General features: G+C 43.3%; 20 protein-coding genes and 1 riboswitch. Of the genes, 17 read left to right on the forward strand and 3 right to left on the reverse strand.

Annotated elements, in window-relative coordinates; genetic code table 11:
- Positions 1 to 2 precede the first annotated feature (2 nt).
- The 7 genes from hisS to DFP80_RS19920 all read left to right on the forward strand — a co-directional run bounded on the left by hisS (position 3) and on the right by DFP80_RS19920 (position 7442).
- A complete protein-coding gene (hisS, locus tag DFP80_RS19890; protein WP_113918534.1) occupies positions 3 to 1277 on the forward strand; it encodes a histidine--tRNA ligase in 1275 nt (424 codons plus the stop codon).
- Positions 1278 to 1342: 65 nt separating this feature from the next.
- Complete coding sequence (locus DFP80_RS19895) at positions 1343 to 1984, forward strand: YfgM family protein (RefSeq protein WP_113918554.1); 642 nt, start codon at positions 1343 to 1345, stop codon at positions 1982 to 1984.
- 2 nt (positions 1985 to 1986) lie between these two features.
- Complete coding sequence (gene bamB / locus DFP80_RS19900; RefSeq protein ID WP_113918535.1) at positions 1987 to 3120, forward strand: outer membrane protein assembly factor BamB; 1134 nt, start codon at positions 1987 to 1989, stop codon at positions 3118 to 3120.
- A gap of 86 nt (positions 3121 to 3206) precedes the next feature.
- A complete protein-coding gene (gene der, locus DFP80_RS19905) occupies positions 3207 to 4544 on the forward strand; it encodes a ribosome biogenesis GTPase Der (protein ID WP_113918536.1) in 1338 nt (445 codons plus the stop codon).
- A gap of 194 nt (positions 4545 to 4738) precedes the next feature.
- Positions 4739 to 5644 carry a 30S ribosomal protein S6--L-glutamate ligase gene (rimK, locus tag DFP80_RS19910; RefSeq protein ID WP_113918537.1) on the forward strand — a complete coding sequence of 302 codons (906 nt, stop codon included), beginning with the start codon at positions 4739 to 4741 and terminating at the stop codon, positions 5642 to 5644.
- Positions 5644 to 6687: a succinylglutamate desuccinylase/aspartoacylase family protein gene (locus DFP80_RS19915; RefSeq protein WP_113918538.1), complete on the forward strand. Its 1044-nt coding sequence runs from the start codon at positions 5644 to 5646 to the stop codon at positions 6685 to 6687. Before rimK ends, DFP80_RS19915 begins: the two co-directional genes overlap by 1 nt.
- A 146-nt stretch (positions 6688 to 6833) precedes the next feature.
- Positions 6834 to 7442: a hypothetical protein gene (locus tag DFP80_RS19920; protein WP_113918539.1), complete on the forward strand. Its 609-nt coding sequence runs from the start codon at positions 6834 to 6836 to the stop codon at positions 7440 to 7442.
- 95 nt (positions 7443 to 7537) lie between these two features.
- On the opposite strand, the gene DFP80_RS19925 is transcribed toward DFP80_RS19920, so the two are convergent.
- Positions 7538 to 9778: a YgiQ family radical SAM protein gene (locus DFP80_RS19925; protein ID WP_113918540.1), complete on the reverse strand. Its 2241-nt coding sequence runs from the start codon at positions 9776 to 9778 to the stop codon at positions 7538 to 7540.
- Positions 9779 to 9930: 152 nt separating this feature from the next.
- Positions 9931 to 10569 carry a class I SAM-dependent methyltransferase gene (locus DFP80_RS19930; protein ID WP_113918541.1) on the reverse strand — a complete coding sequence of 213 codons (639 nt, stop codon included), beginning with the start codon at positions 10567 to 10569 and terminating at the stop codon, positions 9931 to 9933.
- 173 nt (positions 10570 to 10742) lie between these two features.
- On the opposite strand from DFP80_RS19930, the gene rsmS reads away from it, so the two are divergent.
- The 4 genes from rsmS to DFP80_RS19950 all read left to right on the forward strand — a co-directional run bounded on the left by rsmS (position 10743) and on the right by DFP80_RS19950 (position 13217).
- Entirely contained in the window at positions 10743 to 10898 is a 156-nt protein-coding gene (rsmS, locus tag DFP80_RS19935; RefSeq protein ID WP_113918542.1) for a pleiotropic regulatory protein RsmS, read from the forward strand.
- Positions 10899 to 11014: 116 nt separating this feature from the next.
- Entirely contained in the window at positions 11015 to 11374 is a 360-nt protein-coding gene (locus DFP80_RS19940; RefSeq protein WP_113918543.1) for a DUF1304 domain-containing protein, read from the forward strand.
- Positions 11375 to 11399: 25 nt separating this feature from the next.
- Positions 11400 to 11933 carry a DinB family protein gene (locus DFP80_RS19945; RefSeq protein WP_113918544.1) on the forward strand — a complete coding sequence of 178 codons (534 nt, stop codon included), beginning with the start codon at positions 11400 to 11402 and terminating at the stop codon, positions 11931 to 11933.
- A gap of 42 nt (positions 11934 to 11975) precedes the next feature.
- Positions 11976 to 13217, forward strand: coding sequence for a leucine-rich repeat-containing protein kinase family protein (locus DFP80_RS19950; RefSeq protein WP_113918545.1), 1242 nt, complete (start codon positions 11976 to 11978; stop codon positions 13215 to 13217).
- 94 nt (positions 13218 to 13311) lie between these two features.
- Here the strand turns inward: DFP80_RS19950 and DFP80_RS19955 are convergent, their stop codons facing one another.
- Positions 13312 to 13803, reverse strand: a complete 492-nt coding sequence (locus tag DFP80_RS19955) for a 6,7-dimethyl-8-ribityllumazine synthase (RefSeq protein ID WP_113918546.1) — start codon at positions 13801 to 13803, stop codon at positions 13312 to 13314.
- A gap of 122 nt (positions 13804 to 13925) precedes the next feature.
- Positions 13926 to 14088: riboswitch (FMN riboswitch) on the reverse strand.
- Between the two features lie 279 nt (positions 14089 to 14367).
- Here DFP80_RS19955 and DFP80_RS19960 point away from each other — a divergent pair.
- From DFP80_RS19960 to DFP80_RS19985, 6 genes are all read left to right on the forward strand, one after another.
- Positions 14368 to 14733, forward strand: a complete 366-nt coding sequence (locus DFP80_RS19960; protein WP_158601389.1) for an MliC family protein — start codon at positions 14368 to 14370, stop codon at positions 14731 to 14733.
- A gap of 119 nt (positions 14734 to 14852) precedes the next feature.
- Entirely contained in the window at positions 14853 to 15629 is a 777-nt protein-coding gene (cobJ, locus tag DFP80_RS19965) for a precorrin-3B C(17)-methyltransferase (RefSeq protein ID WP_113918548.1), read from the forward strand.
- 48 nt (positions 15630 to 15677) lie between these two features.
- Positions 15678 to 16451, forward strand: coding sequence for a precorrin-4 C(11)-methyltransferase (gene cobM / locus DFP80_RS19970; RefSeq protein ID WP_113918549.1), 774 nt, complete (start codon positions 15678 to 15680; stop codon positions 16449 to 16451).
- A gap of 37 nt (positions 16452 to 16488) precedes the next feature.
- Positions 16489 to 17571, forward strand: a complete 1083-nt coding sequence (gene cobW, locus DFP80_RS19975; RefSeq protein ID WP_113918550.1) for a cobalamin biosynthesis protein CobW — start codon at positions 16489 to 16491, stop codon at positions 17569 to 17571.
- Between the two features lie 109 nt (positions 17572 to 17680).
- The gene (cobN, locus tag DFP80_RS19980) at positions 17681 to 21556 is read left to right on the forward strand and encodes a cobaltochelatase subunit CobN (RefSeq protein WP_113918551.1); all 3876 of its coding nucleotides are present in this window, start codon (positions 17681 to 17683) and stop codon (positions 21554 to 21556) included.
- Between the two features lie 97 nt (positions 21557 to 21653).
- A complete protein-coding gene (locus tag DFP80_RS19985; protein WP_113918552.1) occupies positions 21654 to 22898 on the forward strand; it encodes a sirohydrochlorin chelatase in 1245 nt (414 codons plus the stop codon).
- Positions 22899 to 23030: the final 132 nt, after the last annotated feature.

Below are 23030 nucleotides of genomic sequence, written 5' to 3' on the forward strand. Positions count from 1 at the left end.
TTGTGGCTCGTAAAATTCAAGCGATTAGGGGAATGAATGACATTCTGCCTGATCAATCCTCTGTTTGGTTATATCTAGAAAAAACAGTGGCCGATGTTGTTAAGTCTTATGGGTATCAGCAAATTCGTTTTCCAATTGTAGAAAATACGGATTTGTTTAAACGCGGTGTTGGTGAGACAACAGATATTGTAGAAAAAGAAATGTATACCTTTAATGATCGTAACGGTGAGTCTTTGACTTTACGTCCTGAAGGTACAGCAAGTTGTGTTCGTGCTGCGGATCAGGCTGGATTGTTATTTAATCAAACTCAACGTTTATGGTACACCGGTCCAATGTTCCGTTATGAGCGTCCTCAAAAAGGCCGTTATCGCCAATTCCATCAAATCGGTGTTGAATCCTTTGGTATGAGTTCTGCCGATATTGATGCTGAGCTGATTATTCTATCTGCTCGCTTATGGCAAAAACTGGGATTATTAGAACATGTTGAGTTGCAGCTAAATACTATTGGTCTTGCTTCAGAGCGAGAAACCTATAAAGCCGCTTTAGTCGATTATTTGACCCAATTTAAAGATCAATTGGATGAAGATAGTCAGCGTCGATTAGGGACAAACCCTCTAAGGATTTTGGATTCTAAAGATGAATCGACTCAAGCGGTACTGAAAGATGCTCCCAACCTAGAAGACTTTATTGGTGAAGAATCTCAAGCAGATTTTGATTTTTTACAGGCTATTTTAAAAGCGAATGGTATTCCGTTTGTTATTAATCGTCGTTTAGTACGAGGTTTAGATTATTACGGTAAGACAGTGTTTGAATGGGTGACAACGCATTTAGGCTCTCAGGCTACGGTCTGTGCTGGCGGTCGTTATGATGGTTTGGTTGAGCAGTTGGGTGGAAAGTCTACTCCTGCTGTAGGCTTTGCTATGGGGATCGAGCGTTTAGTGTTGTTGCTTGAAACATTAAGTTTGATTCCGGTTGAAGCAAAATTTTCAACGGATGTGTTTGTTATCAGCATGGGGGATGATGCTGGGCTTGCTTCTTTTGTTTTAGCTGAGCGATTGCGTGAAGAAAATGCTCATCTTGTTGTGTTGCGTCACTGTGGCGGTGGTAACTTTAAAAATCAAATGAAAAAAGCCGATCGTTCAGAGGCTCGTTTTACGATTATTTTAGGACAAGATGAGGTTGATCAAGGCGTTTGTCAGATAAAAGACATGTCAACAGGTGAGCAAGAGACTCGCCCAATTGATGATGTTGCTGCCTACATTAATACTAAGTTGTAATTTGATTTAATGGAGTGCTGTCATGTTAATGTTTTTTTGGCAGCGCCTTGCATGAGGAAGAAAAAGTGTCTGAATTGAAGACTGAAGAAGAACAAATCGAAGCGTTTAAATCTTGGTGGAAAAAGAACGGCATGATGTTGGTTATTGCCATTGCTGTTGCTGTTGGTGGTTATTTCGGCTGGCAGGCATGGAAAACAAATCAAGCCAATTACACTAGTGAAGCTTCTGCATTATATCAAAATTTGGTTCAAGCCTCTGCTGATTTGAGTGATGAGAATAATCAAAAAACGGTGACTTTTATCGCTAAGCAACTTGCGGATGATTATGGTGATACGGGTTATGCCATGTTTGGTCAGCTGTTTTTAGCTCGAGTGGACGCTGAAAATGGTAAATACGATGAGGCTATTAAAGCACTAGACGATGCTATTACTAAAACACAGGATGTGTCTTTTATCGCTGTTGCTGATTTACGTGCAGCACGGCTAATGCTTCAGAAGAAAGATTATACTGGTGCCATGGCACGAGCTGAAAAAGTATCGGAAGAAGAGTTTACAGCTCAGAAGCAAGAGCTAATGGGTGATATTTTAATTGCTCAAGGCAAGCGTGATGATGCGCGTATCGCTTATCAAAAGGCGAATGAGTCATTGGGCGTGGGGGTAAATCACCCATTGCTTGATATAAAGCTTAAAGATTTGGTAAAAGGCTAATTATGAGCAAGTCTCTTTTTTTCGTTGTTGTATTTGCGGCTTTGATTGTCCAAGGGTGCTCTAATTCTCGCCCTGCTTTACCAGACCTTCCTTCTATAGAAGGTAAGGTTGATATAAAAACATCATGGCGAACCGGGGTTGATGGTAATTTTGGTGAATCTAGTGAACGTTTTAATCTTGTTGCAGAAAATGGTTCCTTGTTCTTTGTGACAGATGAGGGAACGGTTTACGAGCTTGCACAAAATAATGGTGACAAGAAAGATTCTTTCTCTACTAAATACAAGCCAAGCTCTGGCGTGATGCGACATGGCGATGTTTTGTATTTTGGGACATACAACGCGCAGCTGGTTGCTGTTTCTTTAGCCAGTAAATCTATCTTGTGGGAGAAATCACTAAGCTCAGAAGTATTGTCGGAAGCGTCTTATGCCGCAGGCAAATTAGCCATTCAAACGGCGGATGGTTGGTTGAGTGTTGTTGATGCTGAAACGGGAGATATGCTATGGCGTGCAAAAGAAGATTTGCCATCTCTAACGGTACGTGGTACAAGCGCACCCATGATTGCAGACGGTAAAGTTATTGCAGGTTTTGCTAGTGGAAAATTGAAAGCTTATTCGTTGCAGGGTGGTGATTTACTTTGGTCCTATGATGTAGGTAAGCCAGAGGGGCGCTATGAAATTGAACGCTTAAGCGATATAGATGGCCGTTTAGTGGTGAAAGATGGTGTGGTTTATTCTGTTGCTTACAATGGTACGCTTGCCGCACTTTCAATTGAAAATGGTCGACCTCTGTGGCAGCGTAGCATTCCAAGTTCTGTGGGTGTTGCGGTAAGAGGAGAGCTTCTTGTTGCTGTCGACATGACCAGTAAGGTCATTGCACTGAATGCTAAAAATGGCACTGAAATTTGGGAAAATAAAGAACTTATAGACCGAGATTTGATTACGCCAGAATTTTTCCGTGATTATGTCGCTGTGATGGATCGTGGTGGTTACGTGCATTTGCTTGATCTAACAACGGGCGAAGTTGCCGCCCATAAGGTAGCTGATAATAGCCTTGCTCCTGGCAGTCGTATGGTAGCAAATGATAAACAATTGTTTATTCTTACGCCGGACTCTAACGTGACGGCATTGAGCTATTGAGATCGATTTCTTTTTAGCGATTTTTAAAGAGGCTGCCATCCTTTTAATGGGGATGGTGGCCACTTTGTATTTTTATAGGTAAAAAAATGATTCCAGTTATTGCATTGGTAGGTAGACCCAATGTTGGCAAATCAACTCTCTTCAATCAATTGACGAGATCCCGTGATGCTTTAGTTGCCGATTACCCAGGGCTAACTCGTGACCGTAAATACGGTGACGGTAAGCTTGGTGAGCATGAATTTATCGTTATTGATACTGGTGGTATCAGTGGTGATGAGCAAGGTATTGATGAAAGAATGGCGCGCCAGTCTTTGTTGGCGATAGAAGAGGCAGACGCTGTTTTGTTTCTTGTTGATGGGCGCCATGGTTTGAATCCAGCGGACGAGATGATTGCTAATCATTTACGTCGTTCCAATAAGCCAGTTTCTCTTGTGGTGAATAAGACCGATGGTATCAATGAAGATATCGCGTTGGCGGATTTTTATTCTTTAGGTATGGGTGAGCTACATCCTATCGCCGCTTCTCACGGTAAAGGCGTGCATATCCTGATTGATAAGGTGATGCTGCCTTATGCAGAACGTGTTGAGGAGGCTAAGAATCAAATTAGCTTGGAGTCACGTGGTATTCGCATTGGTGTAGTAGGCCGACCAAACGTAGGTAAATCTACATTGGTAAACCGTATGTTAGGTGAAGATCGTGTTGTTGTGTATGACATGCCTGGTACTACGCGTGACAGTGTTTATATTCCTTATGTACGCCATGATAAAGAATATACGCTTATTGATACTGCTGGGGTTCGTCGTCGAAAACATGTAAAGGAAGCGGTAGAGAAATTTTCTATTGTTAAGACATTGCAGGCTATCCAAGACGCTAACGTGGTTATTGTTGTCATTGACTCACATGAAGACTTGGTAGAACAAGATCTTCATATGATTGGTTATGTGTTAGATGCTGGTCGTGGTGTGGTTCTTGCCATTAATAAATGGGATGGCCTTAAAAAAGACGATCGTGAACATATCAAGAGTGAAGTTGAGCGACGCTTGGGATTTGTTCCCTATGCGAAGGTTCATTATATTTCAGCTCTGCACGGTACAGGCGTCGGTGATTTGTACGATACTATTGAAAGTACTTACGAGTCTTGTTATGCAAAATGGTCAACAAACCGTTTGACAAGAATTCTTGAAGATTCTGTTGCGGAGCATCAGCCTCCAATGGTGAATAGTCGTCGAATAAAACTTCGATATGCTCACCAAGGTGGATCTAATCCTCCGCGTATTGTTGTGCATGGAAATCAAACGAGTGCTTTACCTGGCAGTTACAAGCGCTATTTGGAAAATAAATTTAGAACGGTGTTGAATATAACCGGAACCCCGATTATTTTTGAATTTAAATCCTCCGAAAACCCCTTTGCTCCGAAGAAATAATCGTTATTTCTGTAAGGTAACTTAAGAATCTCTGAGCACCCTTGTTAGATAAGGGGGCTTGGAGATTTTTTTATGCAAAATGCATGAAATCTCTTCCTAAATTTAAGGTTATTCACTATTCTCGCGCCAATGGTCTTAATTTTTTATAAGCATCGTTTGTACGTTCGCTTTCTTTTTTTGTTCAAAGGACATCTATGAAAATCGCAATTCTTTCTCGTAATCCACGACTTTATTCTACTCGTCGATTGGTTGAAGCTGGTGAACTGCTTGGGCATGAAGTAGATGTAATTGATACGATGCATTGTTATATGGACATTACAAGTAGCAATCCTTCTGTTCGTTACGACGGTAAACCTCTACCTAAATACGATGCGGTTATTCCAAGAATTGGGGCATCGGTTACTTTTTATGGTACTGCTGTGGTCCGACAGTTTGAAATGATGGGTACTTACAGCATTAACGAATCGGTGGCGATCAGTCGTTCACGCGATAAGTTAAGATCGTTGCAGCTCATGTCTCGTAAGGGATTGGGGTTGCCCAAAACTGGTTTTGCACATCATCCCGATAAGATAGGCGATTTGCTGAAAAACGTTGGTGGTGCGCCGGTAGTAATTAAGCTTCTGGAAGGTACGCAAGGTATTGGTGTTGTTTTAGCCGAATCCAACAAGACAGCAGAGTCCATTATCGAAGCCTTTATGGGATTAAAAGCTAATATCTTAGTGCAAGAATATATCAAAGAAGCAGGCGGAGCTGATATTCGTTGTTTGGTTGTAGGTGATAAAGTTATTGCTGCAATGAAAAGGCAAGGTGCTGAAGGTGAGTTTCGTTCAAATCTACACCGTGGCGGAACCGCCTCTTTAGTGAAGCTGTCGCCAGAAGAAAGGCGAACTGCGGTAGAAGCCGCAAAAGTAATGGGCTTGAATATGTGTGGCGTGGATATTCTCAGATCCAATAATGGCCCTCTTATTATGGAGGTAAACTCTTCTCCAGGATTGGAAGGTATCGAATCGGCAACGGGTAAAGACGTTGCTTCTATGATCATTAAGCACATTGAAAAAACAGCCTTATTAAGTAGTACAAAAACAAAAGGAAAAGGTTAATGAGCAAAACAGCTTTAACAATTGGTGGTGTAGATATTCCGTTAGGTGGTACTGCTCGCATAAAGCTGCCAATGGTAAAGTTGTACACTGATACAAATATGTCCATGCCGGTGTTTGTAAAGCGCGGCAAGCGTGCTGGTCCTACTTTGTTTATTAGTGCAGCGATTCATGGTGATGAACTAAATGGTATTGAGATTATTAGTCGAATTATTCAAAGCAAATATCTTGATAGCTTAAAAGGTACTTTAATCGCAGTGCCAATTGTTAATGCTTATGGTGTGTTGAGTCAAAGCCGTTATTTACCTGATAGACGAGACTTAAATCGTTCTTTTCCTGGCTCACAACGTGGCTCGTTAGCTGGGCGTGTAGCAGACCGTTTTTTGAGTGAGATAGTTTCTAAAGCTGATTATGGTATTGATCTCCATACTGGGAGTTTGCATCGTACCAATTTACCACAAGTCCGAGCGAACCTTGATGATCCTGAGACACTGGCTATTGCCAAGGCCTTTGGTGTGCCAGTTTTGATGAATTCTAATCTTCGTGACGGTTCATTACGCGAGTGTGCCAATGATGTTGCTACCAAGGTAATACTGTATGAAGCTGGAGAAGCATTGCGTTTTGATGAGCTTTCTATACGAGCTGGTGTGAAAGGTATTGTTGGTGTGATGAGGCACCTGGGAATGCTGGCTAAGTCGCGTAGCAAAAAGTCATTGTCTGAACCAAGGATTGCCCGTAGTAGTAGCTGGATAAGAGCGACTGATAGCGGTTTTACAACGCATATCAAAAAATTGGGAGATCTGGTTGAGGCTGGCGATGTACTGGCTGAAATCAAAGATCCTTATGGGGATATTTTAGATAAAGTTCTGTGTAAGAAAGGCGGTATTATTATCGGTAAGCAGAATATTCCTTTAGTTCAAGAAGGTGATGCTATGTATCATATAGCTCATTTCACATCCCCAGACGAAGTGGCAGGACATGTGGAAAGTATGCAGGATGAATTGATGGATAGCGATGCATCTTTAAACTTAATTGACTATAAATAGTCTTAATTTATTCATTAATTGCCATTTCATTATAACTGACATGTTTTAACCCTTAATTAAGAAATGATAGTGTCATCTTCTTGTCACACATCGTTTTTTTACCTTTTTTTCATTAAGATCTCAGTATTACAAGCTGAGGTCTTTTCATGTTTATTCTTCGTAGTTTAATTTATCTTTTTGCTGTTGCAGGTGTTGCGCAGCTTATTTCGTTGGAAGGATATCAACTACTTTCTGGTGCCTCATACAATGAGCAAAGTCTTACTGAGCACCTGCAAGACTTTATGTCTTTTTCTAGCTGTATGATGTTTCTTTATGCTGCGCGTATTGATAAAAAGTTACACATAGCTGCCACCTTGTTGGGGGCTTTGTTGGCTATGATGTTTGTGCGCGAATCTGATGCTGTATTGGATCAGTATGTGTTTGATGGGGCATGGCAAACTATTGTAAGTCTTATCTTTGTCTGTGTGCTGATTTTTTTGTGGGGGCGATTCTCTTCTATTTACGCCTCTTTAAAAGAGTATTCTTTGCAATCTAGCTTTGGTACTTTTCTAGCGGGATTTGTCACCATATTGGCATTTTCTAGACTAATGGGGCGTGGCTCTTTCTGGCAAGCGGTAATGGGCGACTCCTATATGCGTCTTGTTAAAAATGTTGTGGAAGAAGGGATCGAGACATTAGGCTATACCTTAATTTTGATTTCTGCGATCGAGTTGGTGATTGCTTGTCGTAAGCGAAGTAAGAAGCTGAGTGGCTAGGGCTAGTTTCGAGCGCAATAAAAAACGCGTCATGTTGAATAAGCATGACGCGTTTTTATTGGCTGTCTTTCTGTGAACCTAATTCTGGGATAGGCTCACTGTTGACGAGATTTTATTTTCGTCTTGCGGCGCTTTGTTGGAGTGGCTGCCACGCTGCCGTTGTTATTTTTTCGACGAGCTTTCTCCGCCGCGATATTTTTTTCTATAGTCGGTCTGTTTGATGTATGGGAAGCGCCTGTTGATTGGCCTGGTTTGGCTTTTTGCGGGCGACGACGTATTTGCTTATCTTTTTCTTCCGCTGGCACTAATTTGTTATCGCCATGGCCAATAAGTTCAGGGCGACCCATTTTTATCAAGGTGTTACGTAGATCTTGCCAGTTGCTTGGGTCGTGATAACGCAAGAAACCTTTTTGTACGGTTCGTTGCTTAGCATCTTTAGGGGTATAAACGTCTTCACTCTTATAGGTAACCGGTTTTAAAGGATTTTTTCCTGAGTGATACATGGCTGTCGCTAAAGACATTGGTGAAGGGTAAAAGGTTTGGACTTGGTCTGGTTTAAAGCTGTTGGTTTTCAGCCATACAGCAAGGTTAAGCATATCTTCGTCTGAGCTGCCTGGGTGTGCGGCAATAAAATAAGGAATCAAATGCTGCTTCTTGCCAGCTTCTTTTGAGTACTTATCAAACATGCGTTTGAAGCGATCATAAGTTCCCATACCAGGCTTCATCATCTTTGATAAAGTGTCTTTTTCAGAGTGTTCGGGGGCTATCTTTAGCAAGCCTCCAACGTGATGGGTAACAAGCTCACGCACATATTCAGGGTCTTCTACTGCAAGGTCATAGCGTAAACCTGAGGCGATGGACACCGTATGAATTCCTTCGACTGCACGAGTCTTACGATATAGCTGTGTTGTTGGGCTATGATCGGTATTCAAGTTGGAGCATATCGTTGGGTAGACACATGATAATTTACGGCATGATGCCTGAACTTCATCGTCGTTACAGTTTAGTGTATACATGTTAGACGTCGGTCCGCCAAGGTCAGAAATATGACCTGTGAAGCCTGGTACTTTTGCCTTGATGTCTTCTATTTCATTCAGAATAGATTCATGAGAGCGAGATTGGATTACTCGCCCTTCGTGTTCGGTTATTGAGCAAAAAGTACAACCACCAAAACAGCCTCGCATGATGTTAATGGATGTCTTGATCATGTCATAAGCTGGAATGCGCGCTTTTTTGTATTTTGGGTGCGGTACACGGGCATAAGGTAAATCAAACACGCCATCCATTTCTGGTGTTTCTAGTGGAATAGGTGGTGGGTTTACCCAGATTTCTTTTTTACCATGTTTTTGAATTAAAGCACGTGCGTTATGAGGGTTTGATTCAAGATGCAAAATACGAGAAGTGTGTGCGTATAAAACAGGATCCTTGGACACTTTCTCAAATGATGGTAGGCGAATGTAGGTTTTTTCTGGATCAAGCTTTTCACCACGACGAAGTGGCGCTGGGATCACGCGAATAGGCATGACGTCAGGCTCTTCTTCATCCTTGGTCTGGCATTTTCCTTCAGGAATGTATTCGTAAGGGCTATAAATCTGATCTACTTTACCAGGCCAATCTACACGGGTTGAATCAATTTCTGTATAACCGCCAGGTGGGGTATTTCGAACAATAGTCGTACCGCGAATATCGGTCAGTTCGTCAAGGGTTTTACCCATCGCCATTTGGTGAGTTACTTCAATCATGGCGCGTTCAGCATTGCCGTAAAGTAAGATGTCAGCGGTTGAGTCGATTAACACCGAACGGCGTACTTCATCGCTCCAGTAATCGTATTGGGCAATACGGCGAAGGCTTGCTTCAATGCCGCCAATCATCACAGGAACATCATGGAAGGCTTCTTTACAGCGCTGAGAATAAACAATTACAGCGCGATCAGGACGTTTTCCACCAACACCGTAAGGCGTGTAAGCATCGTCATTACGCACTTTTAAATCAGCGGTGTAACGGTTGATCAAGGAGTCCATGTTGCCAGCGGTCACGCCAAAATACAGGTTAGGGCGACCAAGGCGCATGAAATCTTCCGTATTACGCCAGTTGGGCTGATCAATGATTCCAACACGATACCCTTTTGCTTCCAATAAGCGGCCTAAAACCGCCATACCAAAACTAGGATGATCCACATAAGCATCACCTGACACTATGATCACATCACAGCTATCCCAGCCAAGAGCGTCCATTTCTTCTCTGGTGGTTGGTAAGAAGGGCGAAATACCATAGCACTCAGCCCAATATAATGGGTAAGAAAAGAGTTCTTTGGCGGTTTTATGTCGTTTGATCATTGTTTACTCTTGGTATTGGGCATGTAATGGACAGTGGTATTTTTTTGTCATTACGAGGATACATGGATTATCGGTGGAAAAAATGTGCCGCATTATCCCAGAAAACCCCTAGGGTAGACAGCCTAATCTAGGTCAATTCAGCCTTATATTATTTAAGGCTGAATACGCCATACACTTTCCTCAAAAGTATTGTGCCCTTGTTCTTTGTACTGAGGGTTCGTCAGAGCTAGGTTTTCAGCGGTGATTTTTTGAACTCTGCTTCCCCAGAGTGATATTACGCTGTTTTCAGCAACGGAAAATGGAGGCCCTTGCTGATCGCCATCATATTGTAATGAAATCAGTAATCCGCAAGCTGATGAGGATAACCGCGCAAGGGTATGAGTGACATACTCAGTACGTTTTGAATTTGGCATAGCGACCATAGCAGCGCGATCATAGCAGGCATCAAATTCGGTTTCGGTGAATTGGAAGTAGTCACCCTCGACGATGCGTAACGACAATCCGTCAACGGTATGAACTTTTAAGGTGCCTTCTAGGTGGGTATTATAGCTTATATCATTATCGCCTAAAAATTGAATCACTGCTAGAGAGGACAATTCAACACCCGTAACGTCATAGCCTTGTTCGGCTAACCAAATCATGTCATTAGATTTGCCGCACAAAGGCACAAGAACTCGGCTGCCTTTTGGTAGGTCAGGCCAGAACTCTATTAGTTTCGGATTGACGCCTTCTTGATGAAAGCCAATGCGCCCTGTTTTCCATCGATCCAACCAAAATTCATTTGTAATCACGATAACCTCGTTAAATTAGGCTTGTTTATGTTCAATGTGTATTGTATTTGTCTTATTTTACGTCGAACAATTCGTAATGCAAAAAAGTCATTATAGACGGCAAAAAAAGTTTTTAATTGTCTATTTTCGGATTTTACACATAAATTGTTGCAGTCTTCTGTTAAGGGGTTTTTATGTCTTTAGAACACGCGCCAGATCACATCAAACTGGCTGTTGATCTCATTGAGTTACTTGAGAGTCATGATATTGAGCCAAGCGTTGCGGTCGATGCGCTGGCTATTGTTTTGAAAGACTTTCAAGAAAAGCTTGAAAAAATAGATCAAAACTAAAATGTGCGTCATAAGCTAGACTCAGAAAAACCGAAATAGTTTCTGGGTACATTGGCTTTCTTCCTAGTTAGACAAAAAATTTTGGATAGACGAAATAAAAATAAGAGGTTATATCTATGGAACTAATGGCGATGATCACCACCGGATTTGTAGCCCTTTTGCATCTGTATATTATGTATATTGAGATGTTCTTATGGGACAAACCTAAGGGCATGAAAATATTTGGATTGCAACCAGACTTCGCTAAAGCGAGTAGGGTGATGGCCGCAAACCAAGGGCTTTATAATGGCTTTTTAGCAGTAGGCTTGCTGTGGGGGATGTGGCTTGGTACGGCTGGTTTGGGGGTGACGGTTTTCTTTTTGCTTTGTGTTGTTATTGCTGGTGTTTATGGCGCGATTACTTCCAGTAAGAAAATCTTGTTGGTACAGGGGTTGCCTGGTCTGATTGCTTTAATTGCCGTTTTATTAGCTGCTTAATAAATGCTTCAAGAGGGAAAAATATATGTCGGTAAAAGAAAATATGCAGCTAATGTCGTCGTATAATCAATGGATGAATCAGGCGATTTACAAGGCTGTTGGAGAGTTGAGCTATGCAGAACTGGTTGAAGATAAAGGCGCATTTTTTGGCTCAGTGCTCGGTACGCTTAATCATAATATTGCTGCTGATATTATTTGGCTGAAGCGCTTTGCCGACCATTTTACTGAGCTTTCCAGTCTAGACCTGGTTCGTACAATAGCGCGTCCTGCGGCGCTTAATATTCAATTGTTTGATGATTTACTCTTATTACAACGCCAACGTTTTGAATTAGATTTGCTGATTATTACTATGATGAAAGAGGTAACAGATGAAATGTTGGCCTCAGCGCTCGTGTATAAAAATATGAAGGGAATCGAACATTCTCAAAGGTTTGGCTTCACTTTGCAGCATTTTTTCAACCATCAGACTCATCATCGAGGTCAGATAACCACCTTACTTTCCCAAATGGGGGCCGATGTCGGTGTGACAGATTTGATAACCACCATTCCTCCTATGTAACTGTTATGATACGCATAAACCTCATTAAGAAAGAGCACTATTTTGCATACACTTGACCAACTTAACCGTGGAGAGTTGAAAGGCGTTGTTCGCTTACAGTTATCCGAAAATTTAAGCACGTTTCCAGAGGCTATTTTTGATCTTGCCGACAGCCTAGAAATTTTAGATTTATCTAATAATAATTTGCGTGAACTGCCAGCGGATTTATCGCGGCTGAAAAAACTACGCATAATATTTTGCTCGAATAATCGCTTCACTCAATTGCCAACGGTGCTAGGGCAATGCGAAAAGTTGGAGATGATTGGTTTTAAAAGTAATCAAATCTCTATTGTGCCTTCGGATTCGTTGCCAGCATTGACTCGTTGGCTAATACTTACTGATAACCAAATAGAGTCTCTTCCGGAGGATTTTGGGAGGCTAGTTCGTCTACAAAAGCTGGCTTTGGCTGGAAATCGGTTAACGAGCCTTCCTGAATCCATCATTCATTGTCGTAAGCTAGAGCTGGTTCGATTATCGGCTAACCAGCTGGTGGCCTTTCCTGATGTATTGTTAGACTTGCCACGTCTGGCATGGTTGGCCTTCTCTGGTAACCCATTTTGTGCTGAACGAGACTCTCACCATGATTTTAAAAGGGTGCAATTTTGCGATTTAGAGTGCCATCAAGTATTGGGGCAGGGCGCATCTGGCGTTATTTCTCTCGCTACATGGCGAAAAAATACCTTTCACTTTTCCGACTCGGTAGCGATAAAAATTTTTAAAGGTGAGGTGACCAGTGATGGTTACCCCGAGGATGAGCTGGATGCATGTCTTTCGGTTGGCAGCCACAATAATTTGGTCCAACCGCTTGCCAAGGTGGCAGAGGATGATTGCTCGGCACTCGTCATGGAGCTGATTCCTGTGCACTATACAAATTTAGGGCAGCCGCCTAGCCTTGTGTCTTGTACACGAGATACCTTCTTGATGAGTCAGCAGTTTTCAATTGATAAAATTGCCCGAATTATTCAGCAAGTGGATCAGTTAGTTGCACACTTTTGTGAGAAAAAAATAAGTCATGGGGATCTTTATGCCCATAATACTTTGATCAATGAAGAAGGTCATGTCTTGTTTGGGGACTTTGGTGCGGCATCAAAATATGCCAACTTATCGCCACAGCAACAACAAGGGGTTGAGCGGATAGAGCGACGAGCTGTAGGCTTTTTTATCGATGACATGTTGGGGTTGTGTATTGAAAAAGATCGAAATAGTGATCTTTATAAAGCGCTACGATCTCATTCCTTTTCTTAGTTAGTAAGATTTTTTAGCTAGATCATGCAAAAAAATACCTCATATCCCATGGGATATGAGGTATTTTACGAACTTAGTATTATCTAAAAAATGCTTAAAGCATTTGTTTTGCTTTTTCTGTCAAGCGAATGGTTTGATCGCAGGCATTTGCAAGCTCAATACCCTTCTTAACAAAATGACGGCTGAAGTATTCTTTATGCTCGTCGTGCTCATGGAAATTGTGAGGCGTTAGTACCGCCGTTAACACAGGCACTTCTGTTTCCAATTGAACTTGCATTAACGCATTACAAATTGCTTGGGCCACAAAATCGTGACGATAAATACCACCATCTACAACCAAGGCTGTGCCTGCTATCGCAGAGTATTGCCCACTTTTAGCCAGTAATTTTGCTTGTAAAGGGATTTCATAGCCGCCAGGAACAGGAATGACGTCTATCAAAGAGGTGTCGTAACCACGAGAACTGAGTTCGTTTTTAAAACCTTCTACACAATTCAATACAATGTCTTCGTGCCAAGAGGCATGAAGAATAGCAATGCGTTTTGTAGCTGGAGTGAAATCAATGTTATTCGTTGAGCTCTGATTCATTTTTTAATCCTAAATATCTAAGGTGAATCAGGGCGAACGGGCAGGCAAATACGCCATTTTAAAATAGCGTACCTTAAATCGGGCACAGCAAAAGAGTGCCGTGCCAATATAGGTTTTGTCTGACGCGCTCTCTATCATCCGGACTGTAACCGTCGGCTCTGGAGTTACACCAGATCTGCTGACCCTAAAAGAAAAGTTTCTTAATAGGCGCTCGCGGGCTTAGATTTTAGTTTACGTAAAGTCTTTACCGCCGGTGGGGAATTTCACCCCGCCCCGAGAACGAAGTCGAATAAATCCGACTGGTGGAATATACTTGTTTTCATCCTCTACTGTCAAAGTGTGTGTAGCCACCAATTGTGGTGATTTTGTGACAATTTTTGGCTGGAGAGTTTATTTGGGATGGCTAAATAACAAAAAATAACCAATAAATGACACTACTTAGTAGAGCTTATTATCTGGCTCAATATAAAATGAACTGATAATATACAGCAGGTTTACTGCGATGATCTTTTGGTCAGGAATAGGTTAATTGGACCATTATAGTTTTGAATGGAGTCTCATATAGTGCGCATTAAAAAGTTACTTCTACAAAGTGTTTTGATTGGTACTTCTTTGTTATGTTTAACAGCTTGCAGCTCTATAAATAAAGAGCTTACCTCAGATGATCTGGCATACGAAATAGAGGACATAGATCAAACCAATTCTGCTGATTATCTGTGCGAGAACACCCCTTTAAATATATTCTTCCACGCAGAGCAAGCCCAATTATCTTGGAAGGATAAAACCTATTTGCTGACTCAGGCAATAAGTGCTTCCGGTGCATATTATCTTGGTGAAGGTTTGTCTTTTTGGATTCAGGATACTGAAGCTGAATTAGAATTTAATGATATGAAAGTAATTCACTGTAGTCTTGTCCGTATAAAATCTTAAGTCCGCTACCTGAACATTGCTCACTTTAAATAGTAGTGTTTTCATCCCGTCATATTTGCAATCCGTGTACAATGGCATGATTCGCGCTGTCTGGCGCTTGATTATACAGTAGAGAGTACATGAGCAAGTTATTTGTAATGGGCATGGGGCCCGGCGATTTAGGTTTGGTAGCACCAAATGCCACCAAGGCATTGGCGGTTTGTAGTGATTGGGTGGCTTATGGCTATTACTTGGATTTATTGGGTGAGCTTAGTAAGGGGAAAACCTTCCATAACTTGCCTTTGGGTGAAGAAATTGGTCGCGCGCGTTTGGCGCTAGATTTGGCTGCGCAAGGAAAAAATACGGCCTTGATTTCCAGCGGAGACATTGGCATTTATGCCATGGCGACTTTAGTATTTGAATTGCTGGATATGCAATTACAAGGCAAAGAAAATCACCCTGAATGGCTGGATGTGGATATTGAAGTCATTCCCGGTATTTCCGCAATGCAAGCAGGTGCAAGTCGAGTCGGCGCCATGCTTGGTCACGACTTTTGCACCATCTCATTATCTGATTTATTAACGCCTTGGGAAACCATAGACAAACGCCTGCATGCCTGTGGTACCGGTGACTTTGTCGTGTCTTTTTATAATCCTGTTTCGAAAAAACGTGATTGGCAATTGAATCACGCCCGCGATGTCTTGCTGCAATATCGTCCCGCTAGCACACCTGTCATGATTGGCCGTCAATTAACTCGCCCGGAAGAAGAGGTTACTTTTACGACGCTTGGTGAATTAGACGCAAAAGACGTGGACATGTTTACTATGGTCAGCGTAGGGAACTCCGACACAAAGCACATAGTCAATGGTGAGAAAAATTGGATTTATACGCCGCGTGGCTATTCCAAGAAGCTTTAACGCTTTTGTCAACGTTTTAGCTCTTTCAAAAAAGTATAAGGGAAACAAATGAAAGTTTACTTTATTGGGGCAGGCCCAGGCGATCCAGATTTGATGACAGTAAAAGCGGTCAAAACAATGGAGCGCTGTCCGATCATTCTTTATGCTGGTTCTTTAATTCCGCCTCAGGTGATCGATAGTGTTCGCGGTACTGCAGAAGCAATTTACGACACAGCAGAAATGAATCTGGATGAAACCACCGCCGTTATTGAGAAAGCGGCACAAGAAGGTAAAGATGTTGCTCGTTTGCAGTCTGGAGATCCTGCTTTGTATGGTGCGATTGGCGAGCAAATTCGTCGTTTAGAAGCCTTAAGTATTGGTTATGAAGTGATTCCAGGCGTTAGCGCTGTAGCGGCATCGGCCGCTTTACTGCGCAAAGAGTTGACCTTATCTGGCGTCTCACAAACCGTTATTATGACGCGTTATGAAGGTAAAACTCCTTTTCCAGAAAGGGAGCGTTTGCCTGCATTAGCGCAAAGTGGTGCAACTTTAGCCATTCACCTTGGGGTAACTCGCATTCATAAAATTGTTGAAGAATTGCTGCCTCATTATGGTGAAGATTGCCCTGTTGCCGTATGTTATCGTACAAGTTGGCCTGATCAGGACTATGTGGTGGGAACTTTAGCAGATATTGTTGCCAAAGTAAGAGAGAAAAAATTTACTCGCACCAGTTTAATCTTGGTAGGAAGGGTATTGGATACGGAAGATTTTGCAGACTCCTATTTATACGATAAAGGGCAAGCACATATTTTTCGTAAGATACACAAAACTAAGACATCATAATTTTAAATACTATCCCTGAAAGTAGGAAGGATGAATCATGCAATTGAATAAAATACCAACAACAATTGTGACTGGCTTTTTGGGCAGTGGTAAAACAACTTTATTATCCAATGTACTAAAGCAAGCGGCAGGTAAGCGAATTGCCGTGATTGTTAATGAGTTTGGCGAGCTAGATATCGACTCGGATTTATTGCGTTCTTGTCCTCTTGATTGCCCAGAAGGTATGGAAGAGGGAAGCCAGCGTAGTGACGATGGTTTTTATGAGCTGGCGAATGGTTGTATTTGTTGCACAGTAGAAGAAGAGTTTTTGCCAGTAATGCAGCAACTGGTTGCTCGCCGTGGTGATATTGATCATATCTTGATTGAAACCAGTGGTTTGGCGTTACCAAAACCTTTAGTTCAAGCCTTCAACTGGCCAGGAATTAAAGAACATTGCACCGTCGATGCGGTGATTACCGTAGTGGATGGTGCTGCCGTTGCTGCAGGTCGTTTTGCTCACGATGAAGATAAAGTTCAAGCGCAACGCCAAGCGGACGAAAGTCTGGATCATGACCCTAGTTTGCAAGAGTTGTTAGACGATCAGCTAAGTGCAGCCGACCTAGTGGTAGTCAGTAAAAATGACTTACTCAATGACGAAGAACGCGCCCGTGTGCAAGCGATTATTGCTCGCGAAGTGCCAAATACTGTCAAAACAGCTTATATTGAAAATGGTGAAGTGGCATTGGATGTCTTGTTAGGCATAGATGCGGCAACGGAAAGTAGAATTGACGAAGTGCATAACCACCATGATCATCATCATGCTCATGGTGAGCACCATGATCATGCTCACGACCATTTTGATTCTTTTGTGGTGACCTTGGGAGAAGTTCAGTCTGATCTTTTACAAGAAACTTTGGCTCAGCTAGTTGAAGAGCATAATATCTTCCGTATTAAAGGTTTTGCGGCAGTACATGGCAAGCCAATGCGTCAAGTGTTTCAGGTGGTAGGAACCCGTCTGGATCGTTACTTTGATCGTTTATGGCTACCTGAAGAAGTGCGTAAAACTCAGTTGGTATTTATCGGTAAAGGCATCAGTAAGGAACAGGTTGAGAATATATTACATGATGCTTTGAGTGCTTAACCCCCTCCTAGCCCTTCCTTTGTTAAGGGGAGGGTTAAGAAGGAGGGCGAGAGCTGTCTTCGTGGAAATGACAAAGACAGATAAGTAAGAGAAATAAGCTGGAGAAACCGTGCACTTATTAGCAGCCAAACCGGGTGGCTTTGTTGACGATGAGGGGATTGTTGATCTTGGGCAAACCCCAGCAGAGTTAGTTATTTTAGCCGCTGCTGATAGTGTGCTTGGTGCGCTTGGTAGTGCACTTGATCAGATTACTTCTTTTAATCTGACCTATGATGGATTGGAGCACAACAGATTACCGAGTGTTCGCCTTGCCAATTGGATGCAATTGGTAAAACCAGCAGCTTACGATTTATACGAACACAAGGTGCTTGATCATGCCAAGGTAGTTGTTGTGTCGCTACTTGGTGGTGAGCATTATTGGGAGTATGGCTTCCAGCGTTTGCAAGAGTGGGTGCAAGCGAAAGCAAGTCGAACACTCATTGTTGTGCCTGGGGATGACTCGCAAGATCCATCTCTAATGAATGTCTCCACCGCGAAACCAGAAGACTGCCATCGTGTGTGGCGTTATCTGCGTGAAAGCGGGCAAGTAAACTCCCAGCAGTTTTTTTATTTCCTCGCGGATCGTTACTTCGGAACGCCTTTCTCTTGGCAAGAGCCAGCACCTTTACCTAGCGCTTTGATTTATCATGTTGGCCATTCATCTGGTTTTACCCAGTGGCAGAACCACTATGCGGATTGGCTAGTACAAGGTCGTCCTGTTGCCATCTTGGCGTTTTATCGTTCTCATCTGCAAAGCGGTAATACTGCCATGTTTGATGGCTTGATCGAGGTGCTAGAGCAAGAAGGCTTGGTGCCTTTGGCCGTAGCGGTGAGTTCTCTAAAAGACGATGTGTCGGTGGGTTTGATTGAATCTCTGGTGGACCGAACACAAGCTAAGGTGATTTTAAACACTACTGGTTTTGCGGCGAATCGTGTTGGAAGCCCTGACTTAGGCGCTGAGCCGACAGACTTTCAGTCGGCTTTTGCTTCGCCTATTCCTGTCTTGCAGCTTATCCTTTCGGGAAGTACTCAAGAAGACTGGCAAGGCCAAACTCAAGGTTTGCGCAGTCGTGATGTGGCTATGCAAATTGTCTTGCCCGAAATGGATGGACGCATTATTACTCGTGCTGTCAGCTTTAAAGCTCTGAGTCATTACAACGACATTGCCCAAGTGGATCTAGTGCGCTACGAATTACATGAAGAACGTGCGCGTTTTGTCGCTCAACTTACCAAGCGTTTTGCCAATTTATCCAGCAAACCAAACCATGAAAAGCGTATCGCTTTTGTATTAGCAAATTACCCAACCAAAGATGGTCGTATTGGCAATGGCGTTGGTTTGGATACGCCTGCCTCGGCAATCAATCTATTAAAAGCATTAGAAACAGCGGGCTATCCGATTGCGAATATTCCGCATCACGGTAATGCCTTGATCGAAGAATTGCTCGGCGCGGTGACCAATAATCCTAATACTTTGCATGAACGTGGTTGCTGGCAAAGCCTCGCCTTAGAAGACTATTTACGGTATTTCTATCAGCTTCCATTGGAATGCCAAAACGCCGTTTGGGATCGCTGGGGGCCGCCGGAAGATGATCACAAATGCCGTGAGCAAAACGGCCAGCGACGTATTATGTTGGCGGGTATTCGCTTAGGAGAAACCTTTGTCGGCATCCAACCTGCTCGCGGTTTTAATTTGGATCTCGCGGCAAATTACCATGACCCTGATTTGATCCCGCCTCACAGCTATTTGGCCTTCTATTTTTGGTTACGCCATGTCTATAAAGTCGACGCCTTTGTGCATGTGGGCAAGCACGGTAACCTTGAGTGGTTGCCGGGCAAAGGTACGGCTTTGTCAGATCAGTGTTGGCCTGATATCGCTTTGGGTCCGATGCCGCATTTTTATCCATTTATTGTTAATGATCCGGGTGAGGGTGCACAAGCCAAGCGACGCACGCAAGCGGTGATCATTGATCATCTAATGCCGCCTATGACCCGTGCCGAAACCTATGGTGACATGGCTGAGTTAGAAAACTTAGTAGATGAATATTACCAAGCTATGGGCATGGATGTGCGCCGTGAAACCTGGCTGCGTGAGCAAATTCTTGAAAAAGTCCAAACCACGCATTTGCTTGAAGAGCTGGCAGGAGTGCAGGTGGACAACGATGAATCTGTACTTGAAGGGTTAGACACCTATTTATGTGAGATAAAAGAAGCACAAATTCGCCATGGTTTGCATCGTTTAGGAGAGTTACCCGAAGACGATAAACTGGCCGATACGCTGGTGGCGTTATTGCGTTTACCACGTGGCAGCGAGATAACCAGTCAAGGCATTCTTCATGCCTTAGTTAACGATTTGTCGCTGGAACAAGACGATTTCGATCCAATGAAAAGCGAGCGAACGCCTTGGCTCGGCAATAAACCAGATGATTTACTTGATGTGAGTGAGGTGGCTTGGCGTACACATGCAGACGCCAAAGAGCGCTTAGAGTTATTAGCTAAATCATTGATATTGAATTATTTGATTGGTGAAGGCGCAATAGAAGAGATAGCCGCAAGACTCCCTCAAACGGCTGCGTTATTGGCTCATAGTAAAAAACGCTTGTTGGTTGCTTTGCTGCAAAGTGCTCATGATGAAATTCAAGCATTAATCACCGGCTTGGCTGGTGGCTTTATTCCTCCCGGACCAAGCGGAGCACCAACACGCGGTCGGCTGGATACCTTGCCAACGGGGCGTAACTTCTTCTCTGTGGATAATCGCGCCATTCCTTCTCCAGCGGCATGGGCGATTGGTCAGCAATCGGCTGAAGCCTTGATCCAGCGGCATTTACAAGAACATGGCGATTATCCGAAAGACCTAGGGTTGTCTGTGTGGGGAACCGCTACTATGCGAACCGGTGGTGATGATATCGCTCAAGCTTTTGCGTTGATGGGCGTTCGTCCGGTGTGGGCGCCTGGTTCAAATCGTGTGACTGATTTTGAAGTGCTTTCCTGTATGCAGTTAGGTCGTCCTAGGGTCGATGTTACCTTGCGAGTTTCGGGCTTTTTTCGTGATGCTTTTGCTAATGTTATGCGGCTTTATGATGCGGCCGTACAAGCCATTGCAGGCTATCAAGAGCCCGGAACAGGTAATGTGATTCGCGCCAATGTGGAAGCGCGAAAAAGCAAATTACTTGCTCAAGGCATAAATGCAGAAGAGGCAAATCGTCAAGCGACTTACCGTGTATTCGGTAGCAAGCCGGGGGCTTATGGCGCAGGATTACAAGGTTTGATTGATGAGCGCTGTTGGGATACCAAAGCGGATTTGGCGGAAGCTTATGTGAACTGGGGGGGGTACGCGTATGACGGTAATAATTACAATGGTAAGCAAGACGGGGTAGAGGCTAAGTCCGCCTTTGTTGAGCGTTTGTCTCAATTGGATGCGGTCGTGCAAAACCAAGATAACCGCGAGCACGATATTCTCGACTCGGACGATTATTATCAGTTTCAAGGTGGTATGACCAACGCCGTTACCGAGTTTAGCGGGCAAGCGCCGAGCGTTTATCACGGTGACCATTCTAACCCGAGTTCGCCAAAAATTCGTACTTTAAAAGAAGAGCTTAACCGTGTAGTGCGTTCACGAGTATTAAACCCGAAATGGATCGAAGCCATGCAAACACATGGCTACAAGGGCGCGTTTGAAATGACCGCCACGGTAGATTATTTATTTGCCTATGATGCAACAACGGATTTGGTGGCCGATTATCAATACGAGCAAGTCACCGATCGATTGTTACTTGACCCAGACAATCAAGTCTTTATGCGAGATAATAACCTTCACGCGTTAGAAGAAATGGGTGAGCGTCTATTAGAGGCGATTCAGCGGGGTATGTGGCAAAATGCAGAGGTGCACCGAGAAAAAATTCAATCCTTGTTGCTTGATTTAGATCAGCAGCAAGAGCAAGGGGAGTGATCTACTATCAATGATTGAGACAAAAAACTTGGGCAGAAGTTTTTTGATCATTTAGTGAGTGACGGACACAGCCAGAGTCGACAAAAAGAGAGAAATGATGAGCAATACAAAAGCAGCCAAAAAGGGCATTATGATTTGTGGTCACGGTAGTCGTGATAAAGACGCTGAACGCGAATTTGGCCTAGTAGCGAAGGGGCTCAAGGAACGTTATCCAGATCTTCCTGTGGAATACGGCTTTCTAGAATTCTCCGCGCCAAATATTCATATGGGCTTGGACAGCTTGGTAAACCAAGGGGTAGAGGAAATTTACGCCGTGCCAGGTATGTTGTTCGCTGCGACCCATGCAAAAAATGACATTCCTTCTGTTCTGACAACGTATGAAGAAAAACACCCAGGTTTAAAGATCACATATGGACGTGAATTGGGCCTGCAAGATGACATGATTGAAGCGTTTCAAGCGCGTATTTACGAATCCCTTGGTCTTGATCCGGAAACGCCCCCCGAAAACCTTTATGACACTATGTTAGTGGTGGTTGGTCGTGGGACATCCGATACTTCTGCCAATGCAGAAGCGGCAAAGTTAACACGTATTGTAAATGAAAACATGGGCTTTGGCTGGGCGGATACGGTGTATTCTGGTGTGACTTATCCATCGGTTGGTGTGGGCTTGGAAAAGCTAATGAAGCTTGGTTTTAAGCGTATTGTTGTTGCGCCATACTTCTTGTTTACGGGTCGCTTAATCAAGCGTATTCAAGGTTATGTTGATAAAGTTGCCCAAGAGAACCCGAGTATTGACTTCATTCAAACGCCTTACTTGAATGACCATCCTCGTGTGATCGACGCCTTCCAAAACCGAGTTAAAGAGATCATGCAGGGCGAGCTGCAAACTGGTGAAGAAACCTTGATGAACTCCTTTAAGCGTCGTCTTGCAGCAGGGGAGGTAGATGTACACCATCATCATGCCGAATTTGTAGACCCACAAGACGATACGCAAGGCTTATCAGAGTTTGATAACAAGCATTTTACTGATTTGGTTCAATCACTAGATCATGCTGATCATGGGCATTCATTGGTATTGAAGCATCATGATCACTCCCATAATCATGAGCATTCACATGGTCACTCTCACGATCATAGCCATTCGCATGGACATTCCCACGATCATGGTCATGGACACAGCCATGGTGTATACAAACACATTGGTCACCCAATGGGACCACGGACCATGATCGGTGAGGGGGTCTGCTGCTGCTTTATGGGACAATTCACTGATGACATATTGGAAGAAGAGAAACATAAGATCGACGGGGATTGTACCAAAACGGCGTTTGCTCATAGGTAGTTGATCGGTAGTTTGCAGTATAAAAAAACCAGAGCAGATGAAGTGACCCCATAAAGTTGGACTCATTTCTAAGCAGCTAGCAAGGCCTGATTTCGATATTCAATCGGACTCAGGCCTTTTAGTTTCTGTTTA

The sequence above is a fragment of the Marinomonas rhizomae genome (assembly GCF_003315485.1).
Classification (GTDB): Bacteria; Pseudomonadota; Gammaproteobacteria; order Pseudomonadales; family Marinomonadaceae; genus Marinomonas; species Marinomonas rhizomae.

Bases quoted from the DNA above. Each gene is read 5' to 3' on its own strand.
- DFP80_RS19925 (WP_113918540.1), bottom strand. From the start codon at position 9,778: ATGATCAAACGACATAAAACCGCCAAAGAACTCTTTTCTTACCCATTA.
- DFP80_RS19915 (WP_113918538.1), top strand. From the start codon at position 5,644: ATGAGCAAAACAGCTTTAACAATTGGTGGTGTAGATATTCCGTTAGGT.
- rsmS (WP_113918542.1), top strand. From the start codon at position 10,743: ATGTCTTTAGAACACGCGCCAGATCACATCAAACTGGCTGTTGATCTC.
- DFP80_RS19940 (WP_113918543.1), top strand. From the start codon at position 11,015: ATGGAACTAATGGCGATGATCACCACCGGATTTGTAGCCCTTTTGCAT.
- cobW (WP_113918550.1), top strand. From the start codon at position 16,489: ATGCAATTGAATAAAATACCAACAACAATTGTGACTGGCTTTTTGGGC.
- DFP80_RS19985 (WP_113918552.1), top strand. From the start codon at position 21,654: ATGAGCAATACAAAAGCAGCCAAAAAGGGCATTATGATTTGTGGTCAC.
- DFP80_RS19920 (WP_113918539.1), top strand. From the start codon at position 6,834: ATGTTTATTCTTCGTAGTTTAATTTATCTTTTTGCTGTTGCAGGTGTT.
- rimK (WP_113918537.1), top strand. From the start codon at position 4,739: ATGAAAATCGCAATTCTTTCTCGTAATCCACGACTTTATTCTACTCGT.
- DFP80_RS19955 (WP_113918546.1), bottom strand. From the start codon at position 13,803: ATGAATCAGAGCTCAACGAATAACATTGATTTCACTCCAGCTACAAAA.
- der (WP_113918536.1), top strand. From the start codon at position 3,207: ATGATTCCAGTTATTGCATTGGTAGGTAGACCCAATGTTGGCAAATCA.
- cobJ (WP_113918548.1), top strand. From the start codon at position 14,853: ATGAGCAAGTTATTTGTAATGGGCATGGGGCCCGGCGATTTAGGTTTG.
- DFP80_RS19945 (WP_113918544.1), top strand. From the start codon at position 11,400: ATGTCGGTAAAAGAAAATATGCAGCTAATGTCGTCGTATAATCAATGG.
- bamB (WP_113918535.1), top strand. From the start codon at position 1,987: ATGAGCAAGTCTCTTTTTTTCGTTGTTGTATTTGCGGCTTTGATTGTC.
- cobM (WP_113918549.1), top strand. From the start codon at position 15,678: ATGAAAGTTTACTTTATTGGGGCAGGCCCAGGCGATCCAGATTTGATG.